The sequence below is a fragment of the Streptosporangium roseum DSM 43021 genome (assembly GCF_000024865.1).
GTDB classification, from domain to species: Bacteria; Actinomycetota; Actinomycetes; order Streptosporangiales; family Streptosporangiaceae; genus Streptosporangium; species Streptosporangium roseum.
In genome coordinates this window covers 6,528,248-6,547,903 of the sequence record NC_013595.1, presented here as the reverse complement: position 1 = coordinate 6,547,903, position 19,656 = coordinate 6,528,248, and the positions used below count along the sequence as shown (strand labels likewise).

At 73.0% G+C, this 19,656-nt stretch carries 17 protein-coding genes; 8 read left to right on the top strand and 9 right to left on the bottom strand.

The annotated features are described in order from the left end of the window. Positions 1 to 28 precede the first annotated feature (28 nt). The 3 genes from SROS_RS28785 to SROS_RS28775 all read left to right on the top strand — a co-directional run bounded on the left by SROS_RS28785 (position 29) and on the right by SROS_RS28775 (position 3,111). Entirely contained in the window at positions 29 to 244 is a 216-nt protein-coding gene (locus tag SROS_RS28785) for a helix-turn-helix domain-containing protein (protein ID WP_012892441.1), read from the top strand. Between the two features lie 131 nt (positions 245 to 375). Next, positions 376 to 1,185 (top strand): enoyl-CoA hydratase/isomerase family protein, encoded by an 810-nt coding sequence (locus tag SROS_RS28780; protein ID WP_012892440.1) that lies wholly within the window; start codon positions 376 to 378, stop codon positions 1,183 to 1,185. A gap of 51 nt (positions 1,186 to 1,236) precedes the next feature. Continuing rightward, a complete protein-coding gene (locus SROS_RS28775) occupies positions 1,237 to 3,111 on the top strand; it encodes an ABC transporter ATP-binding protein (protein ID WP_012892439.1) in 1,875 nt (624 codons plus the stop codon). A 10-nt stretch (positions 3,112 to 3,121) separates the two neighbouring features. On the opposite strand, the gene SROS_RS28770 is transcribed toward SROS_RS28775, so the two are convergent. Beyond that, positions 3,122 to 4,003: a sulfotransferase family protein gene (locus SROS_RS28770; protein ID WP_012892438.1), complete on the bottom strand. Its 882-nt coding sequence runs from the start codon at positions 4,001 to 4,003 to the stop codon at positions 3,122 to 3,124. 30 nt (positions 4,004 to 4,033) lie between these two features. On the opposite strand from SROS_RS28770, the gene SROS_RS28765 reads away from it, so the two are divergent. The 3 genes from SROS_RS28765 (at position 4,034) to SROS_RS46275 (ending at position 8,771) form a co-directional block, all read left to right on the top strand. Then, on the top strand, positions 4,034 to 4,981 hold the full coding sequence (locus SROS_RS28765) for a S66 peptidase family protein (RefSeq protein ID WP_245564311.1): 948 nt from the start codon (positions 4,034 to 4,036) through the stop codon (positions 4,979 to 4,981). A gap of 39 nt (positions 4,982 to 5,020) precedes the next feature. Next, entirely contained in the window at positions 5,021 to 5,977 is a 957-nt protein-coding gene (locus tag SROS_RS28760; protein ID WP_012892436.1) for a hypothetical protein, read from the top strand. Positions 5,978 to 6,185: 208 nt separating this feature from the next. Then, positions 6,186 to 8,771, top strand: coding sequence for an Hsp70 family protein (locus tag SROS_RS46275; protein WP_012892435.1), 2,586 nt, complete (start codon positions 6,186 to 6,188; stop codon positions 8,769 to 8,771). A 142-nt stretch (positions 8,772 to 8,913) separates the two neighbouring features. Here SROS_RS46275 and SROS_RS28750 read toward each other — a convergent pair whose 3' ends face one another. The 3 genes from SROS_RS28750 to SROS_RS51265 all read right to left on the bottom strand — a co-directional run bounded on the left by SROS_RS28750 (position 8,914) and on the right by SROS_RS51265 (position 12,868). Further along, a complete protein-coding gene (locus SROS_RS28750; RefSeq protein WP_012892434.1) occupies positions 8,914 to 10,839 on the bottom strand; it encodes a dynamin family protein in 1,926 nt (641 codons plus the stop codon). A 62-nt stretch (positions 10,840 to 10,901) separates the two neighbouring features. Then, positions 10,902 to 12,734 carry a dynamin family protein gene (locus tag SROS_RS28745; protein WP_012892433.1) on the bottom strand — a complete coding sequence of 611 codons (1,833 nt, stop codon included), beginning with the start codon at positions 12,732 to 12,734 and terminating at the stop codon, positions 10,902 to 10,904. After that, positions 12,731 to 12,868: a hypothetical protein gene (locus tag SROS_RS51265; protein WP_169369397.1), complete on the bottom strand. Its 138-nt coding sequence runs from the start codon at positions 12,866 to 12,868 to the stop codon at positions 12,731 to 12,733. The genes SROS_RS28745 and SROS_RS51265 overlap by 4 nt, the downstream gene beginning before the upstream one ends. A 200-nt stretch (positions 12,869 to 13,068) precedes the next feature. Here SROS_RS51265 and SROS_RS28740 point away from each other — a divergent pair, with 200 nt between their 5' ends. Continuing rightward, positions 13,069 to 13,617 (top strand): RNA polymerase sigma factor, encoded by a 549-nt coding sequence (locus SROS_RS28740; RefSeq protein WP_012892431.1) that lies wholly within the window; start codon positions 13,069 to 13,071, stop codon positions 13,615 to 13,617. 5 nt (positions 13,618 to 13,622) lie between these two features. Here SROS_RS28740 and grpE read toward each other — a convergent pair whose 3' ends face one another. The 4 genes from grpE to yczE form a co-directional block, all read right to left on the bottom strand. Further along, positions 13,623 to 14,648, bottom strand: coding sequence for a nucleotide exchange factor GrpE (gene grpE, locus SROS_RS51260; RefSeq protein ID WP_012892430.1), 1,026 nt, complete (start codon positions 14,646 to 14,648; stop codon positions 13,623 to 13,625). An 89-nt stretch (positions 14,649 to 14,737) separates the two neighbouring features. Beyond that, on the bottom strand, positions 14,738 to 14,992 hold the full coding sequence (locus SROS_RS28730) for a hypothetical protein (RefSeq protein ID WP_012892429.1): 255 nt from the start codon (positions 14,990 to 14,992) through the stop codon (positions 14,738 to 14,740). 114 nt (positions 14,993 to 15,106) lie between these two features. Continuing rightward, positions 15,107 to 16,867, bottom strand: coding sequence for a glycoside hydrolase family 15 protein (locus SROS_RS28725; protein WP_012892428.1), 1,761 nt, complete (start codon positions 16,865 to 16,867; stop codon positions 15,107 to 15,109). A 33-nt stretch (positions 16,868 to 16,900) separates the two neighbouring features. Next, positions 16,901 to 17,506 (bottom strand): membrane protein YczE, encoded by a 606-nt coding sequence (yczE, locus tag SROS_RS28720; protein ID WP_043653156.1) that lies wholly within the window; start codon positions 17,504 to 17,506, stop codon positions 16,901 to 16,903. 75 nt (positions 17,507 to 17,581) lie between these two features. Here yczE and yczR point away from each other — a divergent pair, with 75 nt between their 5' ends. Continuing rightward, the gene (yczR, locus tag SROS_RS28715; protein ID WP_174435267.1) at positions 17,582 to 19,015 is read left to right on the top strand and encodes a MocR-like transcription factor YczR; all 1,434 of its coding nucleotides are present in this window, start codon (positions 17,582 to 17,584) and stop codon (positions 19,013 to 19,015) included. Positions 19,016 to 19,018: 3 nt separating this feature from the next. On the opposite strand, the gene SROS_RS28710 is transcribed toward yczR, so the two are convergent. After that, complete coding sequence (locus SROS_RS28710; protein ID WP_012892425.1) at positions 19,019 to 19,630, bottom strand: trimeric intracellular cation channel family protein; 612 nt, start codon at positions 19,628 to 19,630, stop codon at positions 19,019 to 19,021. Positions 19,631 to 19,656 lie beyond the last annotated feature (26 nt).

The following is a 19,656-nucleotide window of genomic DNA, read 5'->3' as shown; positions in this document are numbered from 1 at the left end:
CGGAAGTCTGGCACTACAGGAGGTACTCGTGGCCGAGACTCTTAAGAAAGGCACCCGGGTCACCGGGGCCGATCGCGACAAACTGGCCGCCGATCTAAAGAAGCGCTACAGCGCGGGTGAGAGCATCCGGGCGCTGGCCGCTTCGACCGGCCGGTCGTACGGCTTCATCCACCGCATCCTGAGCGAGTCCGGTGTGACTCTGCGCGGGCGCGGCGGCGCCACCCGAGGTAAGTCAAAGCGCTGACCCCGCCTCGGAACGCGCGTCCGCAGCCGCTCGTCCCCGCACTGAGACGTCCCGCTCGAGCCTGTAGAACCTCATTCTAGAGTGTCGATAGGCTCGGGCGAGACGGAATACGACAGGTGGGAGAGCGGGCGATGGCGGAAGTGGCGTTCGGGGGGAGTGCGGAGAAGATCTCCCTCGAGGAGGTCGGTCTGCGCTTCGAGGTGGACGGCGAGATCGCGACGATCACGCTGGACCGGCCGGAGAAGAGGAACGCTCAGACGTTCGCGACCTGGTCGGCGCTGGCTCAGATCGGTGACACCCTGCCGCAGCAGGTGAGAATCGTCGTGATCAGAGGTGAGGGGCCGTCCTTCTCGGCAGGCATCGACCTGCGGATGTTCACCCCCGAGGGGGTTCCCGGTCAGGGTTCGTTCGCGGCCTCCGCGACACTCGACAGCTCGACCTTCGAGCAGCGGATAGCGCAGGCCCAGCAGGGTTTCCTGTGGCTGCGACGTCCCGACATCGTCTCCGTCGCGGCCGTTCAGGGCCACGCGATCGGTGCCGGGTTCCAGCTTGCGCTCGCCTGCGACCTGCGAGTTCTCGCCGACGACGCCAAACTCTGCATGAAGGAGCCCGCGCTCGGGCTGGTCCCCGACCTGACCGGCACCAAGCCGCTGGTCGACCTCGTCGGGCTGTCCCGTGCCGTCGAGATCTGCCTCACGGCCCGTACCGTGGGAGCGGAGGAGGCGGCCAGGCTCGGGCTGGCCGAGCTGGTCGTCGCGCCGCAGGAGCTTGATGGGGCCGTACGCGACCTGACCGCCGCGCTGCTGGCCACCGGCCGGGACGCGGCGACGGCGACCAAGCGGCTCCTCCAGGGGGCCTCCGGCCGCACCCTGGAGGAGCAGTGCGCCGCCGAACGGCGCGAGCAGGTCGTGCGGATCAAGTCGCTGTTCGCCGGGAGCTGACGGGGGAATGGAGGTGCCTCTCCCGGTGCTCGCACCGGGAGAGGAGGCCAGATGGCGATGATGGGTGGGGGCTTCGGCCCGCAGATGATGCGCTCGCTGCGGCGCGACAGCTCCGTGACCAAGGAGCGTCTGACGCCGGGCACGGTCAGGCGCATCGCCCGCTACGCGCGGCCGTTCTCACGGCACATCTCGGCCTTCCTCGCGCTGGTCGTGATCGGCTCGGGCATCGTGATCGCCAACCCGCTGCTGATGAAGGCGATCATCGACAACGGCATCATGCCCAAGCGGCCCGGGGTCGTGGTCACCCTCGCGGTGGTCATCGCGGTCCTGGCGGTGGCCGACGCCGGGCTCACCCTGGCCCAGCGCTGGTTCTCGGCGCGGGTCGGCGAGGGCCTGATCTACAACCTGCGCACCGAGGTCTTCGACCACGTGCAGCGCATGCCCGTGGCGTTCTTCATGCGGACCCAGACCGGCGCCCTGGTCTCCCGGCTGAACACCGACGTGATCGGCGCGCAGCGGGCGCTGACCAGCACGCTGTCCTCGGTCGTGTCCAACGTGGTCATGCTGGTGCTGGTGCTCGGCGCCATGCTGGTGCTGTCCTGGCAGATCACGGCCGTCGCCCTCGTGCTGCTGCCGATCTTCATTTTCCCCGCCAAGTGGGTCGGCCGGAAGATGTCCGGGCTCACCCGCGAGCAGATGGAGCTCGACGCCGAGATGAGCTCCATGATGACCGAGCGCTTCAACGTCGCCGGCGCGATGGTGGCCAAGCTGTACGGCAGGCCGGACGAGGAGGCCGCGGCCTTCGGCCGCAGGGCCGGGCGGGTGAGGGACGTCGGCGTCACGGTCGGGATGTACGGGACGGTGTTCCGGGTCGCGCTCGGCCTGGTCGCGGCGCTGGCGACCGCCCTGGTGTACGGCGGGGGCGGTCTGCTGGCCGTCGACGACGTCTTCGAGCTCGGCACCCTCGTCGCCCTCGCCGCCCTCCTGATGCGCCTGTACGGCCCGCTGACGAGCCTGTCCAACGTGCACGTCGACGTGATGACCGCGCTGGTCAGCTTCGACCGGGTCTTCGAGGTGCTCGATCTCGAACCGATGGTCGCCGAGCGGCCCGGCGCCCGTGCCGTCCCGGACGGGACGGCCTCCGTCGAGTTCGACGACGTCCGGTTCAGGTATCCGGCGGCCTCGGAGGTGTCGCTGGCCTCCCTGGAGGCGGTGGCCCGGCCCGACACCGGGCCCAGCCAGGAGGTGCTGCGCGGGATCACCTTCACCGCCCGGCCGGGCGAGATGATCGCGCTGGTCGGCCACTCCGGCGCGGGCAAGACGACCATCACGAGCCTGGTCTCCCGGCTCTACGACCCCGACGAGGGCGCGGTCCGGATCAACGGCCTGGACGTGCGCGATGCCACCTTCGACTCCCTGCGCGACACCGTGGGCGTGGTCATGCAGGATGCCCACCTCTTCCACGACACCATCGGAGCCAACCTCGCCTATGCCAGGCCCGGGGCCACCGAGGAGGAGATCTGGGAGGCGCTGCGCGCCGCGCAGATCGCCGAGCTGGTCGAGGGGCTGCCCGAAGGGCTCGAGACCGTGGTGGGCGACCGGGGCTACCGGCTGTCCGGCGGTGAGAAGCAGCGGCTGGCCCTGGCGAGGCTGCTGCTCAAGGCGCCCCGCGTGGTCGTGCTCGACGAGGCCACCGCGCACCTGGACTCCGAGTCCGAGGTCGCGGTCCAGCAGGCGCTCAAGATCGCGCTGGCCGGGCGGACCTCGCTGGTGATCGCCCACCGGCTGTCCACGATCCGCGAGGCGGACCAGATCCTGGTGGTCCAGGACGGCCGCGTCGTGGAGCGGGGCCGTCACGAGGAGCTGCTCGCCAGGGGCGCGGTCTACGCCGAGCTCTACCGCACCCAGTTCAGCTCGGAGCCGTGAGCCGGGCCGATCACTGGTAGCCCAGGCGGCTGAGCTCCTCGCGGGCCACCTTCTCCACCAGCTCGGCGTCCTGGCCCCGCAGCCGGGTGCGCCAGGCACCCACCTTCGGCGCGCTCCCGCCGTACAGGGCGACCTTGGAGACCCGCGTCTCCAGGAAGGCCGACAGTCCCTCCACCGTCTCGGCGGGGGAGGAGACCAGGTCCTCGTAGCGCAGGGTCAGCAGCTGCTCGCGGGGGAGCTCCTGGCGCAGGGTGGCCGACAGCCGGACCGCGCTGCGCCAGCGCAGCGCGCACTTGCCGGCCGTGGGCATCGCCTTCCAGCGGTCGCGGTGCTCTCCGGAGTTGACGCCGAGGAACGGGTTGGGGAACTCCGTCTCGTCGCTCAGCATGACCGGCTTGAACCACGACAGGGCCGCCGGATCGGCCAGCATGTCGGCGGCCACGTCGCGGCCGTCCCTGATGAGCTGGACGAACCGGGCGTCGGGGAAGGCCTGCAGCAGCACCGAGGCGCTGTAGAGCAGGTCGGGACTGGCGTCGCCGAACCGGGCCACCGCGCCCGGGGCCGCGCACGGGCCCTCCCCGGTCACGCCTCCCGCCTCCCGGCACGCCGCCGGGCAGTCGAGGCACGCGCCCGGGACGATCTGCCAGGCCTCGGCCAGGGCGTCGCGGAGCACGCGGGTGGCGCCCATGCCCCGGCCGGCGATGGACGGGCGCCGGGCGAAGGCGTACACGACGTGGGCCACCGAGGGACGCCCCATCGTGACGTGGAAGCCGGGGGAACGCTTCAGGGCACGGGCAAGCAGATCCGCGCCGGAGTGAGGGGCGGAGAGCACGAACACCGGCTGGCGGACCTTGATCCCGTTGACCACGAGGATGTGGGTCGGAGGTCGCATATGTGAGCCCAGTGTGGCACCGTTTGGGAGGTGAACGAACCGGCCACGTCCATCGCAGCCCGGCCAGAAGGCATGATCGTCCCGCCTCCGCTGCGCGCCGGCGACGTGGTGGCGCTGGTGGCTCCGTGCGGGCCTCCCGACCCGGTACGGCTGGCGCGCGGAGCCCGCGTCCTCGAAGGCCTCGGCCTGAAGGTCGTCACCGGGGCCCACGCGCTCGACCGCGACCGCTACCTGGCCGGATCCGACGCCGACCGGGCCGCGGACCTGCAGGAGGCCTGGTGCGATCCCGCCGTGGCCGCGGTGATCTGCGCCCGGGGCGGCTACGGCGCCACCCGGATCCTGGACCTGCTCGACTGGGACGCGCTGCGCGCCGCCGGGCCCAAGACGCTGGCCGGCTCCAGCGACGTCACCGCGCTGCACCGGGCGTTCGCCGTCGAGCTGGGCGTCGCCTCCTGGTTCGGGCCCATGCCCGCCTGCGCCACGATCAGCGACCCCGAAGGACCGGAGCCCCGCTCCTTCGGGCACTTCAGCGCGGCCCTGTTCGGTGACGCGCCGCCGATCACCGGAGACCGGGTGATCGTGCCGGGCGATGTCGTCGCCCCGGTCACGGGCGGCAACCTCAGCCTGCTGGCCGCGCTGTGCGGCACGCCGTACGGGCTGCGGGCGCGCGGGCGGATCGTGCTGCTGGAGGACGTCGGCGAGCAGCCCTACCGGATCGACCGGATGCTCACCCAGCTTCTGCGGTCGGGGGCGCTGGACGGCGCCGCCGGGTTCGTCCTGGGCTCCTGGGAGGGCTGCGGCGATCCCTACCCGACGCTGGAGGAGCGGCTCGCGCCGCTCGGGGTGCCGGTGATCGCCGGATTGCCGGTGGGACACGGATCACCACAGTTCAGTGTGCTCCTAGGGGCACTTGGTGCTATTGATGCAGAATCGTGCTCTCTGACCGGCTCAATCATCGACCCCGTGGAGGCAGTCTAGGTGCGGACCTAGGAGGAAACCGGCAGAGGGGATGCATGCGTGAGGCTGTTCCGGCGGCACCGTGACCGGCAGACCAACCGGCATCGTGACCGGCAGGCCGAGAGGCCGTCGCGTCCGGTCGAGGAAGTGGATCTCGACTCCCTGCTCGCGCTGGTCGCCGACTCCCTGGGATACACCTGCTCTTTCGCCCCCGACGGCGGCACGCTGACGCTGTCGGGCCCCCGCCGGATCGTGGTGCGGCTGACCGGGCTGCACACGGAGGCGCGCCGGCGCTCGCGGGAGGACTGGCCGATGCTCGTCTCCGAGCACCTGTCCCACGCCCTGGCGACGGTGGACGAGCCGTTCGACGCCTGTGACCTGGACCAGGTCCGCCCGCTGCTGCGGACCAGGATCCGGCTCGACGACGACCTGGGGACGGCCCGGGTGGTCGGCCGCCACCTCAGCACCGACCTGGTGGAGGTGCTCACCGTCGGGCACGGCGCGGCCGGACGCCCGGTCCGCCCGGAGGAGGCCGGCTGCTGGCCGATCACCGCCGCCCAGGCGCTGGACCTGGCCGCCGGCAACGCCCGCGGCGACGAGCCGCTCTCGGTCGCCGAAGCCGACCTCGGCGGGGTGGCGATCCGGCGGCTGAGCGGCCCCACCGTGAGCGCCGCCGCCCACCTGCGCTGCCTGGACGACTACCTGATCGTCCCCGCCGACGGCGTGCTCGTCGTGCTGCCCGATCCCGCCACGCTGGTCGTCCACGCGGTCGAGGGCATCGGGGTGGTCCGCGCGATCGAGCGGCTGCGACTGTTCGCCCAGCGGGAGTTCGACCGGGGCGCCGGGGCGCTCAGCCCGCAGGTCTACTGGTGGCACGACGGCCGCCTGACCCTGATCCGGGCCGACCTGGTCAGCCAGGAAGGGCAGACCCGGCTGGTGGTGGCCCCGCCGCCGGAGTTCGCCCGCGTCCTCGCCGCCCTGGCCGTCCGCCCTGACGGCGGGACCGGCGACACCTGAGGGCACCCCGCGGGGCACCGGGAAGATCACTGGACCGCCGCGGGCCGCAGGGACGGACCACCGCGGGCCGCAGGGACGTGGTCGCCCGCTCCGCGCCCGCCTCGGCGATCCTCACGCGTCGCCTGGACCGTTCCCGGCGGGCCCGCCCGCGCTCCCGCCGTGGTCCGTGGATGCGAGATGATCGGGTCCGTATCTACGAGGAGGGGACATGGCGCAGTGGTGCCTCGGTGTCGATCTCGGGACGAGCTTCTCCGCCGGGGTGATAGCCGCCGAAGGACGCTTCGACATCCTGGAGGTCGAGGGGGAACGGCGCATTCCCTCCGCCGTCATGCTCGACGAGCACGGAACTCTGGTGGCAGGCCGGATCGCCCAGCGGGGGATCGCGATCAGCCCCGAACGCGTCGAGCGCAACCCCAAGCGCTACGTCGGCCGCGGCCGGATGCTGCTCGGCGGGGTCCCGGTGGACGTGACCGACGCCATGGCGGCTCTGCTTGAGCTGTTCGTGACCGAGGGGCGGCGGCGGTTCGACGGTGCGGCCCCCGAGTGCGTCGCGCTGACCCACCCGGTGGCCTGGGGCGCGGACCGCAAGGCCGTGCTCCTGGCGGCGGCCAGGAAGGTCGTGCGCGGCGTGCGGATCGTGCTCATCGACGAGCCCGTGGCCTCGGCCCGCTACTTCGCCTCCGCCGGGAGGGCGGCGGGCGGATCGCACCTGGCCGTCTACGACCTCGGCGGCGGCACGTTCGACGCCGCCGTGCTCAGCGTGGACGGCGGCGACTTCAGCGTCCTGGGGGAGCCGGGCGGCAGCGACGAGATCGGCGGTGAGGGGTTCGACGAGCAGGTCTTCGCCTTCCTCGGCGCCCAGATCGAGCGCCTCGACCCCGAATGGTGGCAGCAGGTGACCACGAGCCCGGAGCGGCGCTACGTGAGCTACGCCGCCGACCTGCTCAAGATGGCCAGGGAGGCGAAGGAGTCGCTGTCGAAGTTCGATACCTCCTCCCACTACGTGGTCGGCATCAACGAGGACGTGCACATCAGCAGGACCGACCTGGAGGACCTCATCGGAGGGGAGATCGTCAGGACGGTCGACATCCTGGACGAGACGATCCGGGGCTCCGGGATCCGGGAGGAGGAGCTGGGCGCGGTGTTCATGACCGGTGGGGCCAGCCGGATGCCGCTGGTCCAGAAGGTCGTGCGCGAGCGCCTCGGGGACCGGGTGCGGACCTACGACGACCCGAAGATCGTCGTCGCCTACGGCGCCGCGCAGCTCGCCTGGAAGCTCAAGGTCGAGCACCGCGACCCCGCCCGGAGCACCGGTCCGGCGACGGGCGCGGCGGCCGGGACGGCGCAGGCCGTCACCGGCCCGCACGCCGGTCCGCGGACCGGCCCGACCGGAGGTCATCGGGTGCCGGCCGGTACGGCGGGCGGGCACCAGGTATTCACGGGCCCGGCCGCGGGTGCCGGGAGCCCCACCGGGCCCGCGAACGCCGGTGGCCCGGCGGGCGCGCCCACCGGAGGTCACGCGGTCGTCCCCGCCGGGACGGGCGCCCCCACCGACGGTCCCACGGTCAAGGGGATCGAGAAGGTGCTGGACGGCGTGCTGGAGGCGCGCGCCGAGGCGGGCCGGGTCTTCGTCCACCAGGCCTTCGACAGCGGTCACCTCCTGCGCAGGCTCGACGGGATCGAGGGCCGCCACGACCGCGAGCTCGGCTTCGGCAGGCTGGTGGAGTGGGCCGCCTCGCGCGAGGGCGTCGTGGCGGTGGAGCAGGTCGGCCCGGCACAGGTGCTGGTCCGCACGCTCAGCTCCGATCTGGCCATCCGCGCCACCCATCCGCTGCAGATGTGGGGCGATCCCACCGTGATCGCCCACGGCCGTACGGCATGGGTCTTCTTCCAGCCCCGGCAGACCGTCGCGGTCGACACCACGGTGGGCCTGCCCTGGGGGGAGACCGGGCACCTGGCGATGATCGAGCTCGACCTGGGCGGTGGATTCTTCTTCCAGGCACCCCCGACCCGCGACCTGGGCCCGTACGCCCGGTGGTTCGTGAACGAGGACAACAGGCTGCGCCGCCTGCTCGACCAGGAGGGGCCCAGCGGCACCGAGCCGTCGCCCTCCGTGGGCGCGCCGGGCTGCACGGTGGTCCTCGGGCAGTTCAGCAGCAACAAGCCGATATTCCAGAACCGGCACCAGGACTTCAGGCCGTGGCAGGTGCTGTGCCTGGTCGATCCCGGCGGCGCCGTGCGCCCCACGGTGCGGGAGCCGGGGCGGAGCTGGCTCCACCAGGTGGTCCTGCACAACGGCAGATGGTTCACCTCCAGCTCGGCGGGGCTTGAGGCGGACACCGCGGACGGGCAGACCAAGCTGGTCATGCCGCGGCCCCCGGCCGGCGCCCTGCGCTGGTTCCCCGCCGGGAACCAGATCTACGCGGTCGGCGCCGACCAGGTGAGCCCCGCCCGGGGCTGGTCGGTCAGGATCTTCGACCAGCGGTCCCACACGCTGGAGTTCCTGATGGGCAAGCAGTCGGCGACCCTGGCCGGCCATCTCACCTCCCGCCACCGCTGGGAGCGCCCGAGACTGGTCGTCGACGGCGACTCGATGTGGATGACCATGCAGGACGCGGGGCGCAGCAGGCTCCTGCACGTCACCCCGGGAGGGGCGCGGGAGGTGCACCGCACGCCGGGGATGTTCGAGCCGGTCGCCCGGGTCCCCACGGGGCTGCTCTGCCTGCATCGTCCCGCGGACGCGGCCGGGACCACCCGCGACCGGCCCGCGACCCTGGTGCACCTGCCGCTCTGACGGCCGGCCGGGACCACTCGCGACCGGCCCGCCGACCTTGGTGCACCTGCCGCTCCGACGGTCGCCGGCCGTGACCTTGGTGCACCTGCCGCTCCGGCGGCCGCCCGTCCCGGGCGAGGGGCGGCCACCGGGGGAGGGCGGGTCAGCTTCCGGGTGTCCCGGCCGGGGCGGCGCCGAGGGCGGCCACCGCGGCCGCGAGCTCCTTGCGCAGCTCGTGTCCGCGCGTGGTGAGGGAGGCGATGGCGGCGATCCGGTCCTCACCGGACTGCCGCGCCTTGCGCCGGTCGGCCGCCGACCGGGTGGAGGAGGTCTTCAGCTCGGCGCGCCTGCCCTCCAGCTCCTTGCGCCGCCGCACGAGGCTCTCGTCCGCCGTCTGCTCGACCCCGACCCGCCAGGTGGCCACCATCCGCTCCAGGTCGAGCGTCATCTCCCGGGCGACCACCGCGAACTGGTCGCGGAGCGCCCCCCTGATCGCCGCCTGGCTGCGCTGGACCTTCTCCAGGGAGCGCCGTCCCATGAAGATGGCCGCCCCGATGGCCGGGGCGACCAGGAGGAAGCCCACCGGGCCGAGCAGGGCTGCGGCGAGGCCGCCGAACGACAACCCCATCGACGAGGCGGGCAGCACGTCCCGGACCAGGTCCACCTGGCCCGGGTCGTCGGCCGCCAGATCCCCCTTGACCTGGACCTGCGTCAGGCTGGGCATGGCCCGGCCGTCGGCGGCGAGCTCCACCGGATCGAGGCCGAGATCGCGGGCGAAGGCGTTCAGGGTGCCCTTCGCCAGGTTCTCCACGTCGTAGACGATCTGCGACCAGATGGCCTCCAGCGAGCGCTGGACGCTCTCCGGCAGCTCCGCCATGTACTTCTCGAGCTGGGCCTGCGTCTTCAGCGTGGCGATCGCGTTCTCGTACGGCTGGCGGATCTCGGCCACCCGCGCCGCCACGATCCCCGCCACCTCGCGCCCGAGGAAGGTGTTGGCCACCGCGCCCGCCCTGCGGCGGCCGGCCAGCTCGGCGAGCCCCGTCAGCTCGGCCTCCACCTCGGCGAGCCGGGCGGTGACGTCGCCCTCGTCGTCCGAGCCCGCGGCGACGTCGTCCTCGGCCCCGGCCGTCAGCGCGCCCAGCACCGACAGCGCGGCGGCGACCACGGTGGCGCCCCGGGCCGACTCCCTGCCCTCGGCGAAGCCCCGCAGGTGCCGTTCCAGCACGTCCATGCCGCTACGCGCGCGCAGCGTGTCCGCGCGCTCCCGGCGGCCCTCCCGCCGTTTGGCCTCGGCGGCCTCGGCGAGCTTGGAGCTCACCGGGATCCAGGGCGCCTCCAGCAGCGGGCCCAGCGTCGCCGCCCTGGCCGGGTTCTCCGCGACGGCCTGGGTCACGAAGGTCCTCAGCCGGGCCTTGTTCTCCTCCTGCAGGCTCTGCCAGTTGGCCGAGTCCTCCACCTTGGTCAGCACGAACGCGATCGCCTGGACCCGCTCGGCGGCCTCGGCGAGGAACTCCAGCTCGTGCCGGAGCACCGGCTGGTCCTGCGCGCTGAGCGTGAAGAGCAGCGCGTCGGCCCGCTGGAGCATGGCGACGGTGACCTGCCGGTGCCCCACGGTCAGGCTGTCCACCCCGGGAGTGTCGAGCAGCCGCAGGCCGTCGAGCAGGGGAGCGTCGAGGGTGATGTCCACGCTGACGACGTCACGGCGCTTGCCGGCGTCGCCGCGCATCGAGGCGTAGTCGGGGATCGACTCGACGGTGATCGGGGTCTGGACCGGCCCGCCGTCGGTGCTGCGGTGCACGACGGCGGTCAGGGCGGGGCCGCGACGCAGGGACAGGAAGCAGTTGGTGGCGACGTCGGCGTCGACCGGGAGCAGGTCGGGGTGGCCCACCAGCGTGTTCAGCAGGCGGCTCTTGCCGCGCTTCTGTGCCCCGGCGACCACGATGTCGGTGCACTCGTCCTTCCAGCGGCCCGCGCACGCGGCGAGCACCTTCGCCAGGTCCTCCCTGCCGCACCGGCCGGCCAGCGAGTGAACCTCGTTGGCGTAGCGGAGCAGCCGGGTCACAGGGCCGTTCGGGTCGGGGGTCGTCATGGTATGCCGTCTTTCCTGTCGGGCGAGGAGGGGAAGGGGGAACGCGCCGGTGGCACTGTTGTTCAGGGACCGTCCTGGTGGTGCCGGGCCCAGACGTCCTCGCAGGCGTCGCAGAGGGCCTCCGCCGCCCGCCGCTGCCGCAGGGAGAGCGGCCGGTGGGAGAGGACGCGGAAGCGGGCGCCCAGGGCGGCGGCGTAGCCCGCGAGCTCGCCGCCCGGGGTCCCGGGGGGCGCGCCGAGCTGGGTCGCCAGCTCGGCGCCGGCGAGCAGGGTCTCCATGGCGTGCCGGTCGCCGGCCGGGAGCATCGGGGAGGAGCGCAGGGTCGCGACCGCGGCGGGATCCACGGGGATCGGGGGGAGCGGGCCGCCTCCCTCCGGGGCGGCCGGGCCGCGCCCCTCGTCCAGGGCCGTGGAGACCAGGTCCTCCAGGACCGTCAGCACGTCTCTGGCCCGGTGCCCGCCGGTGCGGCCCTCGCTCATCATGGCGAGGGTGCGCCAGCGCATGGACGCCGCCGTGGCCGCGGCGGCGATCTCCTGCTGCGAGGCTCCGGCGGGCAGGCCGAGCTGCTCGGCGGGGTCGTCGTGGCGGGCCAGGAGGAGGAGCTCGGCGGTCATCTCCTCGTCCAGCACCAGCGTCCCCCGGTCGAGGGCCTCGGCCGCGGCGAAGATCCGCAGACCGCCCAGGGCGGTCGCGATCGGCCGGTTCTCGTCGAGCTGGGCCGCCAGCGCGTCCAGGGTCGAGCGGTCGGAGCCCATCGCGGGCGAGCGGGCGATCCGGCGGAGCCGGGTCAGGGCGTCGAGCGCCTTGAGCTGGTCGGCGCGGCGGGCGAAGTGGGCCAGGCCCGCGGCCACGGAACCGGTCGCGGCCTGTCCGGCCGAGGCGTATCCCGAACGTTCCAGCAGGTGGGCCGCGAGCCGGGCGGGGTCGGAGGCCTCGCCCCGCCGTAGCGCGCCGATCGCGGTGGCGATGCCGTAGCGGTGCAGCCGCTCCACCAGCCGCTGCCGTATCCCGGCCGGCACGGGGAGGTCGGGTGCCGAGCGGAAGTCGTTGAGGTCCAGGAGGTAGTCCTCCAGGTCGTCCTCGTCGAGGTCGGCCAGCCGTGACAGGGCCTCGACCTCCTCGGCGTCCAGCGGGCACGCGCGCGCGGTCTCGGCCAGCAGGCCGATCACCGGGACCACGTCGAAGACGGAGGTGCGCAGATCCCGGTAGCCCTTGGCCGCCAGCCGCCGCGCGGTCGGCCAGGGGTCGTCCTCGTCGCCGCGCCGGTCGACCTGGCCCAGCACGGCGAGGGTGTTGACGCAGCTCATGCCGCACGCGTCGGTGAGACCGCGGAACTCGGCAAGGGCGTTGTCATCGAATTTCTGGACATAGCGCAGCACGTAGATCATCGCCTGTGCGCGGTCGTCCTCCTCGCCGGAGCCGAACAGCATGCTCCTGGCGGCCCGCTCGTTGGCGGCCGTCACCGTGTTCATGCCGGGGGTGTCGATGATGGTGACCGCGCGCAGGGACGGCAGGTCCAGCGTGACGCGCAGGCGCCGGATGCGGGCCACGTCGACGCCGAGGTCGGCGGGGAGCCGGTGGCCGGGCAGCAGCCGGGAGTGGGCCACGCCGCCGTCCAGGAGCTCGACGGTGATGCGGCCGTCGTCCTCGCCGTACTCGTACTGGGTGACCACGAAGGTGCACTCGCCCGCGTCCACGGGAGCGACGGGCAGCCCGAGCAGCGCGTTCACCAGGGTGGACTTACCGCTGCTCACCGAGCCCGCCACCGCGACCCGCAGCGGCGCGTCGAGGCCGGCGCGTACCTGCCCCACCCGCTCGCGCAGCTCGGCCCCGGCCAGTTTGGCCGAGGTGGTGTCGCACAGGCGGCGCAGCAGCTCCGCCGGGCCGGCCGTCACGCGTCACCGCCGGGGCGCGGATCCCCGCCGTGGACGAGCGGGTCCTCGCCGTGAACGGGGAGGACCGGATCGGGCGGCGGATCGGGCAGCAGGGAGAGGTCGCCGCCGTCCGATGAGAACGTCTGGTCGAGCATGTGCCGGTGCTCCTCCTCGGTCGGTCCCGGGATCGTCTCGAAGAGGAGTCGACGCAGTTCAGTCAGGCCGTCTGACTCCTCATCGGGAGACCTGGGGGCCGAATTGTCACGGTCCAATATCATGACGAGTTACCTCATGCCGGGTGATCGCGCGACGTGGTGTCATTGGCTGATTTCCACCCCGGGAGGATGTGTGACCGATGACGAGCGGGTCGCTGAGCAGTACCGTCGAGGACGAGAGTCGTCTCGTCGCGGCAGCGCGGGCGGGTGATGAGCAGGCCTTCGCCGAGCTGTGGTCGACCGCGCAGCGCCAGGCCTTCGGCGTCTGCTACCACCTGACCGGAAACCGCGCCGACGCGCTCGACGCGCTGCAGGAGACGCAGCTCGCCGCGTGGAAGGGGCTGACCGCCTTCGAGGGCAGGGCGTCCTTCCGGTCCTGGGTCCTCGTCATCGCGCGCAACGCCGCCCACGCGGTGGTCCGGCGCCGCTCTCCCGGCGGGGTGCTCTTCGCCGAAGTGGCCGAGGAGTCGGTGCTCACGGCCCCCTTCGAGGACTCCGTCGCCCAGCTCGCCGACCTGCGCCGGGCGCTGGCCACGCTGCCGGCCTCCCACCGGGAGGCGCTGCTGCTGTGGGCGGGCGGCCTCACCTACGAGCAGGTGGCGGCCTCGCTGGAGGTGCCGCTCAACACGGTGAGGGCCTGGATCCACCGGGCCAGGCGGCGGCTTCAGGCCGGGCTCGCCGGTGGCTGAGCGCCTCACGGCTCCGTCCCGGTTCCGGGTGCCCCGTGCCGGTAGACGGCGACCTGCGGCACGCGGATCACACGGTCACCGTCGGCGTACCCCCGCTTGACGGTCTCCGCGACGACGTCGTGCAGCTCCGGCCGCTCGGTCGGCTCGGTGCCGAACGCCTCGTGCACGCGCGGGTCGAAGCGCTGCCCGTCCGCGACGATCTCCCGGACCCCGGCCCGGTTCAGCCCGTCCAGCAGCGTGCCGGCCAGCCGGGGATGCCGCTCGGCGATCTGGTCCCGGCAGCCGATGCAGGCCTCCACCAGGGCCTCACGCCCCGGACGGCCCTCGGCGAACAGGCGCTCCACCTGCTGGGTGAGCGCCTGGCTGATCCCGCTCCCGGCGACCTCCGCCAGCGCGTCGGCCATCGGGTCGGACGCGGCAGGAGCGGCCTGCTGCAGCGGAGGCTGCGATGCGTGGTGCGGTGTGGCAGGCGCCTGCGGGACCGGGTGCGGTGGAGGTACGGCGGGCGGAGGCTGCGATGCGTGGTGCGGTGTGGCAGGCGCCTGCGGGGCCGCGTGCGGTGCGGGAGGTACGGCGGGCGGGGCCTGCGGGGCCGGGTGGAGCGGGGGTGGGATGGGCGGTGTGCGCGGTGTGGCGGGCGCCCGCGGGATCGCGGAGCCGGGGGGCTCCGGCAGGGCGGGCCCGCCCTGCCACGTGGCCGGGGCAGGGGCGGGCGCGGGCCGCCGGTTCCGCCGCCGGAGGTGGACCCCGGCGGCGACCGCGACGACGGATCCCGACGCCAGCGCGAGAAGCAGCGGCAGTGGCAGCGGCAGCGGGAATGACCCGCCCGCCGTTCCCGTCCCGGCCGTTCCGGTCCGGTGACTCCTGGCCTGCGGGGGCGGGACGCCGTCTCCGGCCGATCCGCCGGCCCGCACGGGCGCCGGCGGCGCGGTGGCCGCCGTCCCCCCGCCGGAACCCGCCACCGGGCCGCAGCCGGTCACCGTCAGGCAGGCCAGGAGCAGCAGGGGCAGGAGCCCGCGTCGGTCTGTCATCGATCGTCTTCCTCGTCGGCGGGCCCGTGTGAACCCGAGTCCGGGTTCCCCCCTGGTGAGATCACACGGGCGCGTGCCGGATCGTGTGATCAGGCGGTCGGGAAGGGCCCCTGGGTCTGGGTGTAGTCGGAGACCCCGTCGCCGTTGACGTCGACCCGGGCCTCGTCGACGTAGCCGTCGCCGTCGATGTCGAGGTAGACGATGTCGGTGACACCGTCGCCGTCGACGTCGTAGCGCTCCTCGTCGGCGATGCCGTCCCCGTCGATGTCGATCAGCTGGGCGTCGGCGCTGCCGTCACCGTCGTAGTCGATCAGGTCCGTGGAGGTCACGTCGAAATCGCTCATTTTCCGATCCTTTCGAATGGTGTTCGTCAGCGGAGAGTCGTGGCCGCGACGGATTGTTGCACCGGGACCGGAGAATTCTCGCCGGACGTCCGCCCGGAGGCCCGCGCCGCCGCCTCAGCTCAGCGCGCGGGCGGTGTGGATCAGCGGAACGTGGCTGAAGGCCTGCGGGAAGTTGCCGACCATGCGGCCGTAGCGGGGGTCGTACTCCTCGGCGAGGAGGCCGACGTCGTTGCGCAGGGACAGCAGCCGCTCGAACAGCTCCACCGCCTCGTCCTTGCGGCCGATCATCGCCAGCGCGTCGGCCAGCCAGAAGCTGCACGCCAGGAACGCCCCCTCGCCGCCGGGCAGGCCGTCCACGTCGTTGTCGGAGGCCACGGGGTAGCGCAGCACGAAGCCGTCGATCATCAGCTCACGCTGGACCGCCTCCACGGTGCCGACCACGCGGGGGTCCTCCGGTGGCAGGAAGCCGACGATCGGGATCAGCAGCAGGGAGGCGTCCAGCTCGTGCGAGCCGTACGACTGGGTGAAGGTCCCGCGTGCCTCGTCGAAGCCCTTGTCGCAGATCTCGGCGTGGATCCGGTCGCGCACCTCCTTCCAGCGCTCCACCGGGCCGGTGCGGCCGAAGGTCTCCGCCTGCTTGACGGCCCGGTCCAGGGCCACCCAGCACATCACCTTGGAGTGGGTGAAGTGGCGGCGCGGGCCGCGGACCTCCCACAGCCCCTCGTCGGGCTCGTCCCAGTGCTGGGCCACGTATTCGACGAGCTCGCGCTGGATGGTCCAGGCCCGCTCGTCCGGCTCCATGCCCGACACGCGCGACAGGTACAGGGCGTTCATCACCTCCCCGTAGACGTCCAGCTGGAGCTGGTCGACCGCGCCGTTGCCGATCCGGACCGGCCGGGAGTCCTCGTAGCCGGGCAGCCAGTCGAGCTCCAGCTCCGTCAGCCGGCGCTCACCCGACACGCTGTACATGATCTGCAGGTCCTGAGCCCGGCCCGCGATGGCCCGCAGCAGCCACGCCCTCCAGGCGCGGGCCTCGCCCAGGTATCCGCCGCCGATGAGGGCCTCCAGCGTCATGGTGGCGTCGCGCAGCCAGCAGAAGCGGTAGTCCCAGTTGCGGACCCCGCCGAGGTCCTCGGGCAGGGAGGTGGTGGGGGCGGCGACGATGCCCCCGGTGGGCTCGTAGGTGAGCGCCTTGAGGGTGATGAGGGAGCGGATCACGGCCTCGCGCCACGGGCCCTGGTAGGTGCACTGCTCCACCCATTCGGCCCACAGTGCCTCGGTCTCGCTCAGCTGCTCGAAGGGGTCGATCTCGACCGGCCTGGACTCGTGCGAGGGGTGCCAGGTGAACACGAACGCCAGGCGCTCGCCGGCGGAGACCCGGAACCTCGCCTTGTGCGCGTAGTCGCCGCCCTGCAGGGGGACGGGGGAGTGCAGCCATGCCGAGTCGGGCCCGCCGACGGCCTGCAGCAGGCCGTCGGTGCGGCGCACCCAGGGCACGATCCGGCCGTAGTCGAAGCGGATGCGGATCTCGGTGGCCATCTCCACCGTGCCGGACACGCACTCCACGATCCTGACCAGGTCGGGGTTGGCCTGCCGCGCGGGCATGAAGTCGGTCACGCGGACCGTGCCGTCAGGGGTGTCCCACTCGCTCTCCAGCACCAGGGACTCGCCCTTGTAGTGCCGCCGGGTGGCGGCGGGCCGCCCGGCGTCGGCCGGGCCGAGCCACCACTGCCCGTTCTGCTTGTCGCCGAGCAGCGCCGCGAAGCACGCCGGCGAGTCGAACCTGGGCAGGCAGAGCCAGTCGATGGCACCGTTCCGCCCGACCAGGGCGGCTGACTGCATGTCTCCAATGAGAGCGTAATCTTCGATCCGCATGTCCTTGACGCTAATGCCTCCGGCGGCCGCCGATCAGCCCTTGGGGCGCATCCGGGGCATGAAGAACTGGGTCAGGGGCCCGATCGCCAGGGCGAACACCACGGTGCCGATCCCCACGGTCCCGCCGAGCAGCCAGCCGATGGCCAGCACCGTGACCTCGATGATCGTGCGGGCCGTACGGATGGACAGGCCGAGGCGGTTGAGGCCGGTCATCAGCCCGTCGCGCGGACCCGGGCCGAGGCCCGCGCCGATGTAGAGGCCGGTCGCCGCGCCGGTGGCGACGACGCCGAGCAGCAGGTAGGCCCAGCGCGCGGCCAGCGGGTCCGGGGTCGGGGCCAGCCACATGACGGCGTCGGCGAACACGCCGAGCAGGACGACGTTGCTGACGGTGCCGATCCCGGGCTTCTGCCTGAGCGGGATCCACAGCAGCATGACCAGGGCTCCCACCAGGATGATCCAGGTGCCGATCGACAGGCCCATGTGGATGGACAGGCCCTGGTGGAACACGTCCCAGGGGCTGCCGCCGAGGTGCGACTCGATCTGCAGGCCGATCCCGACCCCGTAGAGCGCCAGGCCCGCGTAGAGACGCGTGAGGCGGCTGGGAAGGGAGCCAAGAGTGGGGAGAGAAATTTCGCTCATAATGGCCTTAATCATCCAGGCCATCGGCCTGAATCAAAAGGGCCAATCATGGAAAGTGGCCTTATAGTGGTCGGTATGGACCGGTATCTGAGCGGGCCCCAGCTCGCCCGCCTCGTGGCGATCGACCCCGACACCAGGCCGTACTACAGCGCGCTGGCCGGGGCCGTGCGGCTGCTGATCCTCGACGGCCGGCTGTCCGTGCGGATGCGCGTCCCGGCCGAGCGGCACCTCGCCGAGGCCCTGGGCGTCAGCCGTACCACCGTGACCGCCGCCTACGACCGGCTCCGCGAGCAGGGATACCTGGAGAGCAGGCAGGGGGCGGGGAGCTGGACCGCGCTGCCCGACCCGGGCTCGATGGGCGCGGAGAACCCGTGGATCGCCTCCAACGACGACGGGCTGCTGCCGCTGCACGCCGCCGCTCCGCTCGCGCCCTCGACGCTCGCCCCGGCGGTCGCCTACGCGGCCGAACACTACCAGCGCCACGCGCTCGGCATCGGCTACGACCCGCTCGGGATCGCGCCGCTGCGCCAGGCGATCGCGGCCCACTACACCGCGAGGGGGCTGGCCACCCGGCCCGAGCAGATCCTGGTCACCACGGGGGCCCAGCAGGCGCTCCACCTGCTGGCCTCGATGCTGCTCCCGGCGGGCGACGCGATCCTGCTGGAGTCGCCCACCTATCCGCACGCGATGGACGTGGCGAGGATGCGCGGTGCCCGGATCGTCCCGGTCGGCGTCCCCGACGACGGCTGGCACCTGGACCTGCTCACCTGCGCGATGCGCCAGTCGGCCGCCCGCCTCGCCTACCTGATCCCCGACTTCCAGAACCCGACCGGGCACCTGATGGACGACGCCACGCGGGCCGCCCTGGCCGGTGCGGCCAGGCAGTACGGCACCACGCTGATCGTGGACGAGACCTGGAGCGAGCTGGCGATCGACGAGGTGCCCGCGGCGGCTCCGCTGGCCGCGTTCGACACCGACGGGCGGGTGATCAGCATCGGGTCGGCGTCCAAGCTGTGGTGGGGCGGGCTGCGCATCGGCTGGATCCGCACCACCGCCGCCATGGTCCGCCGCCTGGCGGTGCTCCGCGCGGGAGTGGACATCGCCAGCCCGCTGTTCGAGCAGCTCGTCGTGGCGAGGCTGTTCGAGGGCATCGAGGAGACCAGGGCCGAGCGCCGCCGCACCCTCCGCGCCTCCAGGGACGCCCTGGTGGCGGCGGTGCGGGAGCGGATGCCCGACTGGGACTTCACCGTGCCCAAGGGTGGAGGCGCGCTCTGGGTGCGGCTGGCGACCCCGTCGGCCACCGCGCTCGCCGACGCGGCGAGCTGCCACGGGGTACGGCTCGCGCCCGGCCCCTGGTTCGGCGTGGACGGCACGCTGGAGGGCCGGCTCCGCCTGCCCTTCACCCAGCCGCCGCAGGTCCTCGCCGAGGCGGTGGAGCGCATCGCCGAGGCCAGGGTCAGGGGGCCGTACGGCGTCCGTCCCGCCGAGCCGCTCACCCCCGCGCTGTGAGGCCTACTCCGAGGTGACGCCTCTGGCCAGCGGCGCGCGCAGCCGCAGCCGCATGGCCGCGATCCGCAGTCCGAAGGCGAGCACGGCGGCGGCCAGCGTGGCCGGCCAGCCGTGCAGGTCGACGGTGTAGAGCGCGGCCATGACCGCCGAGCCGAGCATGGCGGGCACCGCGTAGAGCTGGCGGTCGTAGAGCAGGTTCGGGATCTGGCCGGCGAGGATGTCGCGCAGGATGCCGCCGCCGACCGCCGTGGTGACCCCGAGCAGCGCCCCGTGCAGTGGGCTGAGGCCGAAGTTCATCGCCTTCTCGGTGCCGACCGCGCAGAACAGGCCGAGGCCCGCCGCGTCGAGCACGTCCACCGCCGGCATCACCCGCTGCACGTGCGGGTGCCAGAAGAACACGATCACCGTGGCGGCGATCGGCACGAGCACGTAGCCGGTGCTGGAGAAGGCGGCGGGCCGTACGTTGAGGATCAGGTCGCGCAGGATGCCGCCGCCCAGGGCCGTCATCTCGGCGAGTACGGCCATGCCCACCACGTCCAGCCGTTTGCGGACGCCGACGAGGGCACCGGAGAGGGCGAAGACGAAGATTCCGACAAGGTCGAGCACCTGGTTCACTGATGAATCATCCCATGACCGGCTCT